The following is a 13,831-nucleotide window of genomic DNA, read 5'->3' as shown; positions in this document are numbered from 1 at the left end:
ACCCTCCCTAAAACACCCATCTAAAATAGTCGTGTTTTTCAGAAAACCCTTATGTATCAAGGGTTTGTCAGAAATAGTGGTTCTTTGAAATGATTACACAAAAATAATTATATGATATTCTTCTTATTTCTTAAATTTTTCACATTTTCTCTAACTTTATCTTTTCTTACATCCAAAGAGCATGAATCACAATACTTCCTAGAGTTTGTGCTCTTGTCTCGTACATTTGAAAAAACTGTATTGCATCTTTCACATGTTTTTATCCTAGACTCAAGATTTTTTTTAAGATTATCGACAATTATGTCTCCGAAACTAGACCAAAGAGTTGTTTTATATCCTGTGTTTGATCCACTATAGAGATATTCAATAATTACATCTGCAATATAGTATGGATCATTATGTATTTTCAAAAGCTCATTTCTTATGTAGCTATAAACAGGGAGGTGGTCGGCATTGTTAATGTCACTACTTTTATTTCTAGAAGACAGCATCCACTTAATATCATTTAACTCTTTATACTTATCTAGTATGGTGTAGTATAAATCATCCTTTGTTCTTTCTTGGTGTATCATGTTCTTATAGTCGAACTCATACTTGTCGGACACTGTTTTAAATCTAATACGGACATCTGGAAACATCCCTTTAAGTCTGTTAACTGTTGTAGTGTTAGTCCAAGGCTCAGTGGTTCGCTTAGATTTCTTGTTTTTTCTGTCCTGTGGTTTGAGTCTGTATTTTTCATAAGAAAAGAAGTGTGGCATTTTCATTTTATTGAATGGTTTAAATAATTGCTTGATATGCTTTGGTCGAACTGGCTTATAGTTTGTCTTAGCAGCGTCAATTTCAAAGTTATTTTCCATCGTTCTAATTTTAACAAGATCAATATCTACGGAATCGCTATTCCAGAGTTTCGTTATATCATTACTAATGATACCAATGTTGCCACTAAAGGCTCTTTTTAGATTCTGCTTTATGCTATTTCTGTTGATTTTTTCTGCTGGCGCTTTTTTCATGTCATAGTACAGAGGTACAACGTCTGCCATATTCCTTTCGGCAACACTTACTAATGTATTATCATTGCTTACTGTTACCTTATCACCATCACAATCAAACATAAGTATTTTACTGATGGGATCGTGAATAGAGGTATGAACGCTTTTGCTAATGAACCATTCTTGAGTTTGATCATTTTTAACATTTAATCTAACAGCATGCTCCTTATAAAGATGAGGGCTCCGCAAACAATCAACTTTCTCGCCATTCTGAATTGCAACGCATGACACTTCTCCATTCTTCAAGATACCCATTGGATTGCTATTTCCCTCAAATAAATACTCACAAAAAGCATACAAGTCTGGAGCGATAAAAGTGTAACAACCATCGACCTTAACTTTTCCTGTATACACCTTCCTCATCAAACTAGCTTTTGCTTCCTTAAGTTTGTTTTTTACATGTGGGTCCAATAAAAGTTCAGGATATATGTATAATGATTGTTGTAAATTGTTTTTATCTTCAAACTTTCCCTTAGTTGCCCCCAATAAGTTGAGCATTTCCTCTGGATTGCTGACCGTTTCTTGAATTTCATTACGCGTAACTGATACTAATTTATCTAATTCTTCTTCGGAGATAAGGGTCAGAGTTTGCAACATTTGATAGCAAAGTCGCGCTGAGCTTAATTCATCCTCTTCTGTATTGGTTAAGCTTGCATGACAATTGTGTTGCTTATATAGAGACTTATATTCATCCCAGCTTTGATAATACTTCCACATCTTAAATTGACTCTTGGTAAAAATAACCTCTATTTTTTCTTTAATTACATCGTGTTTCTTACCATAAATGTCTATCAAGAACCTATTCTTCTCATCGACGAATTTATTGAAGGGGAATGGGACTAGCAATCCTTTAACCCATGGTAGGCGAACCATGAATGCTTTTTTACTTTTCTTCGGTAAAATCATTCCGCAACCATCGGTATGATTTATGGGTACATCCATTTTTCTGCGACTAACTGTGTAGGTGACATCATCTACATAATCAACTGTTGTATTGATCGAAGTTTCGAAATCATCTACAACAATTGAACGATCTATGTTGAATCCTTCCCATAAGTCAGTTGCGCTTGAGCATAGCGCTAAATATGCCAAGTATTTATTTATACTTACACCGTATAGTCTTTTATCATTCTTGCTAATATCGTAATGATTGTTAATTCTGTCCTCTGAGAGACCACACATCAGAGTTTGCTTAACCTCATCCCAAGTGTTTTTTTTCATAAATACGGTTTTTTTAGTTCTAATTTGTCCTGCTGAAGCTGTAAATGGTACATACTCTTCATCATTAAGAGTAAAGCCGTTCTCAATGAGACTGTCAAAGATGCTGTAGTAGTGTGTCTCTACAATAATTACATCTTCGTATGTATTGTTTTCTTTAAGTCCCAGCGTTCTTGTGAGTGAGGACTCAAATAATGAGACTTTATTGGCTATGGATAAACTATTTGGATTAAGTTTACGTTTTAAATGTACATTAGAATCGATGATATTACGAAAACTCTTATCAAGCTCTTTAACTTTCTCTGTTTCTTTTTTTAATTTTGCTTTGTTGATTTCTTTACGAAGTAAGCTTTCCTTTCTTGTGAAGAAAGCGCTTGTGTCAACGCTATATATGTAGACTTGCTTATCCAATGCCATTCAAACACCCTTTGCTGATTTTTTATTTTATAATATGTATTATCTATGTGTATTGTTTTTCAACCACAAGACTTCTTGATCTACTGCCACTTCTATGTATTCGATACAATCATCAATTCCTTGTTTCATATACTCTGATACCATTCTTTCATCATAATAATCCCAGTCATCGCCGTATCCATCGTAGTATCGATCCTCCCACGTGATAGTTGAATGATTTCCCTGTTTTCCTTTTCTCATTAAGTCTTCCCTTTCGGCTTAGTAGCCTTCGTTTATTCGGATTTGATGTCCGTAGATACAATATAAGTTTATATTTAAACTTTGTCAAGTATTATCGTTGTGTTTTAAATGCTTATCATATATAATGAAATCAAGAGGTCGAAGGAGGAATGCTTTATGAAAAGCGAAGCAAATGTAATTCAGTTGTATAGTAGAAGAGTTTATGAAGACATTATGACTTTCATAGGCAAGTTCGAGAGCAAACACACACAAAAAAACTATGAGAGGAGTATTCGAAATTTCTTTTTATGGTTGCACAATGTCAACAAAGACATAGAATATTTGACCGTTGATGATTTGAAAGTTCGCAATGCGGATATGATTCGATATCAAAAGCATCTAAAAGATCATGAAGCTGAGTACACCAATATCACCATAAACAATTACATAGCTCCGATCCAAAGTTTATATGAGTTTCTGGAGATAAACGAGTATCCCATCAACTCGAAGCATGTAAAAGTCGATATGCTTTCTGATGATTCAGAACACACTGGCCCACTATATCTGAATGAAGCAGAAGAAATGGCTAGAATTGTTCATGATGACAGAAAACAAGGACAAGAAAAATCTGCTCTAATTAGAACTGCTTACACTACTAGTTTTAGAAAAAGTTCGATTTTGTCGCTAGAGTGGGATGACATAAAAAAGAATCCTAATGCAGAAAACTATTTAGTTACAACTATAGGGAAGGGAAATAAAAGACATACAATGCCGATATCGGTTGATCTGTACAATGAACTCTTGAAAATCAAAGACCAGAAATACTATCACAAATACAAGGACAATAAGATATTTCATTTATCCAACAATACTATACAGACAATGATGAACAAGTTGAAAGAAAAAATGAATATCTCTTCTGATAGAAATGTCAAGTTTCACAGTTTCAGAAACGTGGCTGCGAGCTTTGGTACTTTAGAAGAGGCAAAGAAACATCTTAATCACTCAAATATCTCTACGACTGAGACTTACTACCGCCATATAAACGAAGACTATTCAAACAGTATAAGTTTGAGAATAGAGGATAAAATTGATGACTCTGTTCTTGAGCAACTTACTAAGCAAGAACTCATTGATTTGATTATGAAACAAAATCATGGAACATTGTCCCAAATAAAAAGAGAGGCACAAGAGTTCATTCAAAATAAAGGAGAGATGAGTAATTGAGTATTATTGAATTGAAGTTAACACCAGAGAAAATGATGTTCCCAAGAAAAGAAGCAGATAACAAAAATGATTTTAGGATATACTCATGTAACACAAATAGCCCAAATGTGCTTTTAAACTCATACGGGAATCTTAGCGTTAAAGGGGTCATGCAACGACTAGAATTAGGTGTGGAGTATGAAGCTCAAATTGAACTTGAAAAAGTTGATGCAAAATATGGAGCAAGTTATAACGTGTTATCGATATATCAGGATGTTCCTGAGACAATGGAGGGTCAGAAGGCGTTTTTAGCGACACTTATGACGGATCTACAGTTAAAGGAAGTATATAAGACCTATCCAAACGAGGATATTGTTAAGCTGATTGTAGATAATAAATTTGAATATGAGAAAGTTAAACAGTTTGGATCAAAGACATATAACAAGATAAGAGATAGAATTCTTGAGAATATAGCCTATAGAGATGTATTGAGTCGATTGGGAAAGTACGGCATAACATATGACATTATTTTAAAACTTGAGAAAACATTTGGATCAAAGGAATTAGCCATCCAGAAAATTGAAGACAACCCATATGAGCTTACTCAATTATCTGGATTTGGATTTAAAAGAGCTGATAAGATAGCACAGTTAATGGGTTTCAAGAAAGATGATCCACATAGAATCAAATATGGGATAAGATTCACCATTGATGACAACCAACAACAAGGACACACATATATGTTAAAAGATGAGTTGCTGAGAAACGCTTCTGAGAAACTAGAACTTGCTGAAGTAATGATTGAGAATTTTCTATATGATACAGATGGATTAGTATTTGTAGATGACAAAGTTTCTCTTACTAGAACTTACAACGCTGAAAAGTATATAGCGAAACGATTAGCGGAAATGTTGGAAAATGGAATTTCACTAAACTTTGATCCTGATAAGTACATTCTGGAGATTGAAGCAACGTATAAGGAAGATATACCCAAAGGACTTACATATCAACAAAAGGATTTCTTTAGAAGTATTCAGAAATATTCAGTCAACTTACTTATTGGGTACGCAGGAACAGGAAAAAGTAAGCTTCAAAAGTTCCTTGTAGATTTGCTAAATAAATTAGGACTCACATATGTATTACTATCCCCATCTGCAAAAGCAGCGAAAGTTACTCGTACCTACACAGGAGTAAATGCTCAAACTATACATAGAAGAATTGGTTTTGGTATGGATAAGGAAGAAGAGATGATGTTAGAGATCCATGAAGACTTTGTGATTATTGATGAATCCGGTATGACCGATGTATTTATACTATCATCATTACTCTCTAAGATTAAAAATCCGAATACAAGAATATTATTCGTTGGTGATGATTTTCAGTTATTATCTGTACAGGCAGGAAACTTTCTTCACGATGCTATTGTAAGCGGAGCAATTCCAATGACTAAATTGGACATCGTGTTTAGACAAGGTGATGGAGGCATCCTTGATGTTGCCACTAAGATAAGAGAAGGTAAACAAATTGTAAATAATGACTTTGAAGGCAAGCAGTTGTTTGGAAATGACTTTTTACTGCACTGTGTTGATCAGGTACAGATTGAAAAGGGATATAAACACTATTATAATTTGTTGTTGAATACTTATAAGCCTGAAGATATTATGGTACTATCTCCAACTAAGAAAGGGAAGTTAGGAACCGTAGAATTAAATAAGCACATACAAGAGCAAGTCAATCCATTTGATTCAACAAAGAAACAACATGAATATGGATATGATGGTTTAATTAGAGTTGGAGACTACATCCTTAATACAGTTAATATGTACCAGATAGCAAACATGTCTGAAGAAGGAACAGATATAGTAAATGGAGATTCAGGGAAAGTGATCGATATAAAGCTGGAAGATGATAAAAAGAATAGCGACGATGAATTAGCGGAGAGTGAAAGAAAAGGAATTATAATTCAGTTTGATGATCAACTGGTTAGATTAGACATAGGTTTAGCAGCTCAATTACTATCTGCTTGGGCATTAACGATACATAAGAGTCAAGGAAGTTCTAGTGAAGCAACATTAATAGTAGTGGATAGATCCAATAAGTTTCAGATTAGTGCCAACTTGATTTATACAGCAATAACGAGAAGTGTATCTAAGTGTATATTCTTAACTCAGGCAGAGACACTAAATTTTGCCATCAGAAAAGTAGAAAGTAAGAGACGCAATACTCATCTGTGCAACCTGCTAAGAGAGATTAATTAAATATATGAAAAATTGAGCCCATTGGATGAAAGAGTCCAGTGGGCTTTTTTGTATTAAAAGTATAGCATCGTAGATTGATATACAATCAACGCAAAAACATATATGTATCAAGGGAAAATAAGAATAATAATAGCTGAAATGTATGCTTCGAATCGTAAAAGGCTTATAGAATAAGGGGAAAATGAGTATTTAGGGCAAATGGGGACTAATATTCAGCCAATATGATAGACAGTAAACATATTAAAACGTTGATAAATCTATAGTTTTACGATTGGGAGTACGATTGAGAGTGCATGAAAATTAGGCTGAAAATGTGTAATTCAAAATAACTTGATGACCCATAGAGAAGTGCTAGCGGATTATTTTCCAGATATTATTACTTTCTGGGTGTAAATGTACCCCCCACCTATGGTTCTATCAGGTATATAAGATACATTGTATTACTGATAGAACCACTCACCAACATATCTGCAACTGATCTAGTATGCTGCCTATTTGTCAATATAATTTTCAAAAAAATATTCGAAAACTCAAAAAAATTCTAAATTTCCATCTCGCTTATTATATACCCTATGGGGGTATCTGAATCGCTGGGTAACAGTGTTTGCATAAATCATGACTTATTATAATCTAATTGATATTTGTCTACTATATTACCTATCAACTATCTCCACTATCACTATCACTATAACTTATCCATTCATCTCATCACTCTCACCTTAGCCTATCTCTCATCACAATGTTCCACTTATCACCCACATATTATCCTACTCATCTCATATACTCATCTATCTATCTGCTATCAGTCTTACTTGTCATATGTATAATCTCATCCAAATTTCAATCTCGGCAATTCCTAATCCGAATCTCGAATCCAATTTTCCATTATCAATTTTACTTTTCACTTGTCCACTTCATAATCTCATCTCAATTAAAAATACAAAGATAATACTTTCAATTTATATAGTTAAATGGTATAATTAGATTATCGAATAAGCAATCCACTATTGGGGGTGAACATCATGATACATGAACCATTATCAACTGATACATTACTAACACTTATACCACAACTAGCATCACAGAGACATATCATATTATCATCACATGCTGAACAACGACTATCTCAACCAGATAGAAACTTCACTTTTGAACGTTTACTGTTCATCCTTAAGCATCCAAAGACTATAACGCATGAATGGGATGAAGGTAGGCAAGCATATAAGTATAAGGTTCAAGGGTTCAATAAGCGTCATACCATTGTCAGTCTTATCATAAGCAATACATATATCAAGGTAGTCACGGTGTTCTAACTGTGGCTACTGGTTTCATTCACACGAACAATCCAAATTACATTTACATATGAATGGGGTATAATACGTATGATTACACTTGGCAATGTAGTAGCCAATACAATTAATGAGGAGGAGTTACATATGAATAGCTTTGATAACTTATACAACAAAGATAAGCAGCTTAAACAAACTATTATCAACGATGTCATTACACCTAACAATACTGAAGCATACAATAATGCAGTAGGATATACAGTTGATGATTTACTGGGTGTAATGGAAGCATATAAACATGGATCTATTTCAAATGAGGTTTTAGCACAGGAGCAAATTAGAATATTTCTAGAAGAGTACACCGTTAAGTTGTTAAGCATAGTCAAAGGGGAATAGTCTTTTCCCTTGTCATTTAACACAATAATAACATATTACATATTCATTAAAGAATATACGCTTCCACTCTGTTATAGAGTTTTACATATATGATTTATATCACTTATCACGGAAGGAGGACTAAAGTTATTGCTCGCAAAAAGAGACTCACAGTAACAGACATCATAGGCAATGAAGTTGAACAATGGCAGCAAGGTGAGATTATCACGATTGAAGCTGGTACAGGTGTGGGTAAGTCATACTTCATCAAGAACACTCTATATGAGAAGGCTAAACGTGAAGGAACCAAGATATTATTCTTACTTAACCGAACACGACTAAGTGAACAATTTCAACGAGAGATTGAACAAGATAATAAAGGAGATACGATTGATATCTTTCTTTATCAAACTATTGAGAGTGCTTTACGCAAGAAGAGTAGGGTATTCAGTAGCAAGTATCAATATATTGTATCTGATGAGTTTCATTATTTCTTAACGGAGTCAAAGTTTAATTTCAATACTGAAGACTCGTTCAATATGATTTTGGCTGATACCAACAAAACTAAAATCTTTATGTCAGCTACAGCAGATTCTTCTATTGAATACTTCAAGCATAAGGGTATCCAATACAGAAGTTACAATGTTCCTCATGATTATAGTCACATTAAGGAATTGATTTTCTATAGAAACGATAAGGTGTTAGAAAAGTTTCTACATGCGATTCCTAAGAATCAGAAGGTGATTTGTTTTACTAAGTCAGCAACTAGAGCAGCGGACTTACATTTGTTGTTTAAGGATTCACTCTTTGTTTGTGCTGAGAAAACAGTATCTGGTGTAGGGAAGAAAATAGACAAAGAAAAAATCAGTCACATGCTTGCTAATGAAATGTTTGAAGAGAAATTCTTATTTACTACATCCACATTGGATAATGGTATTAACCTCAAAGATAGACAAATCAAATATGTTATTGCTGATATTGAAGATGTGGATACTCTTATTCAATGTTTAGGCAGAAAGCGCATTATAGATGGTCGAGATAAGGTTACTATCATAATCAAAGACATGTCTAACAAGATGATGAATAAGAAGATGGTGCAGTGTGAACGTACAATTGTTCCAGCGAAATATTTACTTGAAACTGGATCTGCTGAGTATATTAAAAAATATCGCAGAAGCAATAATCCTCTTATCTACGACAAAGCAGCAAAAAACGTGGTTGGATATGAGAAGGTAGTAAATGAAATAAGATACTTTAAAGAATGCTATGATCAAAATTTATACAATAACTTACTTAACAAAGAGGAAGGATACATCAACTATATGAAAGATAAGCTAGGACAAGTGAATCATAGTGTATTAGATGATACAGTTAACAAAGCTACAATATCGGATTATCTGGATTGTATTGTAGGAAAGCGCTTATACAAGGATGATCAAGCTGAATTAATCAAAAGAATTGATTTAAGAGATGGACGTGGCAGACTACAGAAGGATTGTGATCAGTTAAACATGTACTTCTTGAAGAATGATTTACCTTATAGTTTAAATAATAATGACAGAACGAACAAAGACAGAAGACGGAAATTGGAGGACGGTCAAATCAATCCAAATTACAACAAGAGATGCTGGATTTTGGCTAAATATCAGGCTTTTGACGTGTAGCTTGCGTCCAAATCGTGGAATAATCCTTTATATAAGGGTTTTTAATAGGTAATAACATGCTTGAAACCGTTGATACATAAGGGTTTTTGAATTTTTTTGCGTCCAAAACGTGGAAAATGAAAGTACATAATTGATTATTTTTGATGTAGTAAAACATAAAAAATCGTTGATACATAAGGAAAGTGTAATTAATCATATTGAATCTCATCTTACACCTAATAATAGGTGGCGAGATCCATTCCGTTTCACTCCATGGCTGTCGCTTCACCTTCATCCACAACAAAACCCGTTGTGTCTGTCATTTGGTTTAATTATTCCTTAATTCAATTCTAATCTATAACTCATTTAGGTCACCCATAAAAAAGGTGGCTTATTTGTGTTAAAACACTAAGATAATACTGTACATTTATATATTTATGATGTATAATAAGTATATAAGGTAAAGGAAAACGAAACAAGGAGTTGAAATCAAATGAGTCAGACTAAACTGGCAATTATGAAGTCCCAATGGGCACGTAAGCAAGCGTTGAAGAGTAAAACAATCGTAGGGGCACTAATCCTTCGTTAATATAAATAACAACACAAAAATAATAAATAATAAGGTGGTAATTATAATGACAAACTTCAACCAAATGGACATGGATTACAAAGTGGATTATCTTTCTGAGTTACTCGCTAACCAAATTCGCAAATTTGACGACAAATACAACAACTTGTCTGATGCACAGAAAGGTTCTGTGAAATTGGGATTTCATCTTGATTTGGCTGACAACAATGTTACTGTTACTGATGAATTGATTGAAGCTGTTAAGGCTGAATTCTCCAGCTCTCCTATGGCTGATATGCTGACTGAATTCATGCAAGCAAATACTACTCATGTGACAGAAGATCAGCAAGAAATTATCAACAAACTTGAATTGGGACACAAAGTAAGTATCGTAAAGTTCTCTGAGTTTGGTTTTCCGCAACTAACTCATACAGTTATCGAGTCTGTCAAGGTTGATCGCTACGCACAGTACGAGAATGCGTTATACATAACTCATAAACCTAAGCGTAAGCGGACTAACTGGGTTGAGATTATTCTACCTTACCAAGAGGTAGCGGTTTATGATGGATGGATTGATTTTGATATCGATGCAATATCTCTTACTACAATCACTTCTAATCAACATATAACTGTTAAGCAATCTAAATACACAAGTTTCGATTCTAGATATATGGCTGATATCAAATCTTCATTGTCTATCTCACCACTAATCACAATCAACAGCAAAAAGGAGGTAATTACATGCTAAGAATCTATTACATACATCCAGTACATAAAACTAATCCATATGCAGCGTTTAAGCAGCCAGAGCAAAGAGTAAATTCACAGAATCAGACTAAACGTTCGTCAGCAGGATTATCCTTCAGCCAGCACCTTGAACTTATAAATTCAATTAATAAATAGACTAAAATAATATAAGAATGGATGTGTATTGAATGAAAAAGTTTACTGTAATGTTGATGGTGTTAGTATTGTCTCTAATGGTGTCCAGTGTAAGTATGGCAAATGGGGTCAACCAAAAGGTTAAGCAAGCGACTATGAAGGTCGAGAAGGTTTACTACATGAAGGGTAGTGGCTACTATGTGGCTCACACCACCAAGGATCAGGATGGACGTTTCTGGGTGTTACAGGTGACAGATATTGCTACAACTAAAGAGGACAAGTCATTTACTAATGTATTGCGTAAACAGTATCAAGATAAGCAGGTTGAGGTAACATATGTTGAACCATTAAATGATGATGAAGAAGTAGAGATATGGACAGTCAAAGTTAAATAGTTATTACTCAGGGATTCCACTTAGGAATCTCTTTTTTTAGTTTAATACACAAAAATAATACTGTACAACTACACTGATATAAGTTATAATTAAGGTATCAAATAGATGAGGTGATTCGGATGCATTACTTAGACAAACAAGAAGCAAAGGTTAACATTATGTACAAATTGGTGGACTCAGGTTGGCAGGTTTTCGGATACAAACAAGATGAATCGGATTCAATGGTTGACTATTATTCTCCTGCTTCTTGGTCTGGTGTCGCAACTAAGAATGGATATGTATTGTTAGTCGATGTATGCAAATATAATCTTTCTGACTCTGGTCGCGAAGTAAGAAAATATGACTACAATAAGCAATCATATGTTGCAAACTCTCGTATTGAGAAATTAACGGCTATGATGAATGACGCAGCATCCACAGAGAATGAAAAAGCCTCATGTGCAGTACTTATTGAAAAAGAAATAGAAAAAGCTAACGTTGAACCATCTTATACAGTAATCGAAACATATCCAACATTTGCATTTGCCAATCCTAAGGGAGCAAGTTGGCACATTGAGAAAGATGGTCAAATTATTGCAAAAGGTAACGGCGTATATGCTACTAATACATATGATTGGGAAAACAAAGAGAAATCTGCATCCCAACAAAAAGAAGAAAAAGTTAGTTCTTTGATCAAACGTATTGAAAAAGCTTTGAGCGACTGCGATGCTCTTAAACCTGAGATTGTTAAAGTTCCTGTTAAAACAATTCAAGTGGTTGAAAAATCTGTTAATGAAGTTACTGAAGCAGATATCAAAGAAGGGTTTACATTTGCAATGAAAGTTGGTTACACACATGGAGCGAGTAAAGGAAACAGATACACATTAATTCACATTGATCAACAGTTTAATAAATATCACACTTTTGCAAAGTTAGGGAAAAACAATAAACCATCTAAAAGCATTGATAAGTCTTGGAGTCTTTCCGTTGATAAAATTAATAGCTTGTTGGGTAAAGGGCATATTGCTGTTATTGAGTTTGTTGAAGTTACTGAATATGTTGAAAAAACAGTCTACAAAAAGACTACACGTAAACAGTCCGTATCAAGTGTTCCCGCAATTGAAACAACTCAACAAAATGAGAGTAGTGAGGAAGGCAATGAAACGGTAAACGAAAATGGCAACGAAGAATTAAAAGCTGTTTCTGTCGTTTTGAATGAAGAAAAGAATGGTATTGAAATTTCCTTTACTGAGAAGCCAGATCCTGAAGTAATTGAAGAACTTAAGTCTAATGGATTTCGCTGGTCTCGCTTTAATGGAGGCAAGTGGTGGGCAAAACAATCGCCTGAAACAATTACATTTGCTGAGTCGCTTAAAGTAAATACAAACGACTTACAAGGTGTACCACATAAAGAGGATGCTGAAACTCCTCATAAACAAGAAAATAATACTGTTGATTCTAATTTAAAAGAAAATAGCGTAACACAGGAGGAAAAGCCTATGAACAACGAAGAACTAGCAAACAACACAGAAACATTTGATGATATCTTTTCAAAATTTGATGAGATTGAGATAACTAATGATCAGAGAGTTTCTGATGATGACTATAAATTTTGCCAAGAACAAGAAACAAACTATAAAGCCCTTATAGTGGCTTATGAAAATTTCTATAGTGAGCTAAATAAAGTTCCACATGGTTCCTTTCATGGCGTAATGAGTTCTTACGAATATGAAAATAGTTTAAAAAAAATCAAAGAAAGTTTCATTAGGAATATCTGTTATCACTTCATAAACAAATATAAAGTAACAATTGATAGTGAGAAAATAATCAAAAAATTGGATTTTGAAAGTGATTTTCAAGATGTCTTAGACAATATCTTTATTCAATTAGAAGGATGCTCATTCACTGAAAAAGCTGAAAAAGAAATTAAAGATAACACCAAAGAAATATTCAAATATGGAGAAAAAATATTAATTAAAGGTAATAAACTAAATCTTGACGGATATTTTGCCCATTATGATTCGATTTGGAAAAGGTATGAATTAAATGAAGATCGGGTATCAAAAATTCTCGCATCATTACAATTATTCGATAGTGGATTACTTACAATTAATGAAGAATTAAAAGACAAGTATTGTGGATATCAAAATTTATTGAAATTGGAAAACTATGAACGTTATACAACACAAGAAATGAAAAAAGTAAAGACAATCAAGTTCTTTAAAAATGGGAAATTGGATATTGAGTTTATCGGCAATCAAGAAGCCGCGCGCTTTGCATCTGAATATTGTGGATACAAAAAAGTAGCTGTGTGATATAGAGTAGGGGGTTAA

At 33.7% G+C, this 13,831-nt stretch carries 9 protein-coding genes; 7 read left to right on the top strand and 2 right to left on the bottom strand.

Annotated features, from left to right (window positions below; all coding sequences use genetic code 11):
• Positions 1-107: 107 nt before the first annotated feature.
• The gene (locus tag DFQ00_RS05050; protein WP_110895100.1) at positions 108-2,684 is read right to left on the bottom strand and encodes an RNA dependent RNA polymerase; all 2,577 of its coding nucleotides are present in this window, start codon (positions 2,682-2,684) and stop codon (positions 108-110) included.
• A gap of 39 nt (positions 2,685-2,723) precedes the next feature.
• Positions 2,724-2,924 (bottom strand): hypothetical protein, encoded by a 201-nt coding sequence (locus DFQ00_RS05045; RefSeq protein WP_110895098.1) that lies wholly within the window; start codon positions 2,922-2,924, stop codon positions 2,724-2,726.
• A 156-nt stretch (positions 2,925-3,080) separates the two neighbouring features.
• On the opposite strand from DFQ00_RS05045, the gene DFQ00_RS05040 reads away from it, so the two are divergent.
• From DFQ00_RS05040 to DFQ00_RS05005, 7 genes are all read left to right on the top strand, one after another.
• Positions 3,081-4,130, top strand: a complete 1,050-nt coding sequence (locus DFQ00_RS05040) for a tyrosine-type recombinase/integrase (RefSeq protein WP_167433607.1) — start codon at positions 3,081-3,083, stop codon at positions 4,128-4,130.
• Positions 4,127-6,367: an AAA family ATPase gene (locus DFQ00_RS05035; protein WP_110894781.1), complete on the top strand. Its 2,241-nt coding sequence runs from the start codon at positions 4,127-4,129 to the stop codon at positions 6,365-6,367. Before DFQ00_RS05040 ends, DFQ00_RS05035 begins: the two co-directional genes overlap by 4 nt.
• A gap of 1,436 nt (positions 6,368-7,803) precedes the next feature.
• On the top strand, positions 7,804-8,052 hold the full coding sequence (locus tag DFQ00_RS05025) for a hypothetical protein (protein ID WP_110894777.1): 249 nt from the start codon (positions 7,804-7,806) through the stop codon (positions 8,050-8,052).
• An 89-nt stretch (positions 8,053-8,141) separates the two neighbouring features.
• Positions 8,142-9,695 carry a DEAD/DEAH box helicase family protein gene (locus tag DFQ00_RS05020; protein ID WP_110894775.1) on the top strand — a complete coding sequence of 518 codons (1,554 nt, stop codon included), beginning with the start codon at positions 8,142-8,144 and terminating at the stop codon, positions 9,693-9,695.
• 614 nt (positions 9,696-10,309) lie between these two features.
• Complete coding sequence (locus DFQ00_RS05015; protein ID WP_110894773.1) at positions 10,310-10,990, top strand: hypothetical protein; 681 nt, start codon at positions 10,310-10,312, stop codon at positions 10,988-10,990.
• Between the two features lie 187 nt (positions 10,991-11,177).
• Positions 11,178-11,519, top strand: a complete 342-nt coding sequence (locus tag DFQ00_RS05010; protein WP_110894771.1) for a hypothetical protein — start codon at positions 11,178-11,180, stop codon at positions 11,517-11,519.
• A 119-nt stretch (positions 11,520-11,638) separates the two neighbouring features.
• Positions 11,639-13,813 (top strand): hypothetical protein, encoded by a 2,175-nt coding sequence (locus DFQ00_RS05005; RefSeq protein ID WP_110894769.1) that lies wholly within the window; start codon positions 11,639-11,641, stop codon positions 13,811-13,813.
• Positions 13,814-13,831 lie beyond the last annotated feature (18 nt).

It is taken from the genome of Paenibacillus barcinonensis, from assembly GCF_003217495.1.
Classification (GTDB): Bacteria; Bacillota; Bacilli; order Paenibacillales; family Paenibacillaceae; genus Paenibacillus; species Paenibacillus barcinonensis.
The sequence above is the reverse complement of the archived record's forward strand: the minus strand, read 5'-3'. Positions and strand labels throughout refer to the sequence as shown.

Bases quoted from the DNA above. Each gene is read 5' to 3' on its own strand.
- DFQ00_RS05050 (WP_110895100.1), bottom strand. From the start codon at position 2,684: ATGGCATTGGATAAGCAAGTCTACATATATAGCGTTGACACAAGCGCT.
- DFQ00_RS05045 (WP_110895098.1), bottom strand. From the start codon at position 2,924: ATGAGAAAAGGAAAACAGGGAAATCATTCAACTATCACGTGGGAGGAT.
- DFQ00_RS05040 (WP_167433607.1), top strand. From the start codon at position 3,081: ATGAAAAGCGAAGCAAATGTAATTCAGTTGTATAGTAGAAGAGTTTAT.
- DFQ00_RS05025 (WP_110894777.1), top strand. From the start codon at position 7,804: ATGAATAGCTTTGATAACTTATACAACAAAGATAAGCAGCTTAAACAA.
- DFQ00_RS05020 (WP_110894775.1), top strand. From the start codon at position 8,142: ATGATTTATATCACTTATCACGGAAGGAGGACTAAAGTTATTGCTCGC.
- DFQ00_RS05015 (WP_110894773.1), top strand. From the start codon at position 10,310: ATGACAAACTTCAACCAAATGGACATGGATTACAAAGTGGATTATCTT.
- DFQ00_RS05010 (WP_110894771.1), top strand. From the start codon at position 11,178: ATGAAAAAGTTTACTGTAATGTTGATGGTGTTAGTATTGTCTCTAATG.
- DFQ00_RS05005 (WP_110894769.1), top strand. From the start codon at position 11,639: ATGCATTACTTAGACAAACAAGAAGCAAAGGTTAACATTATGTACAAA.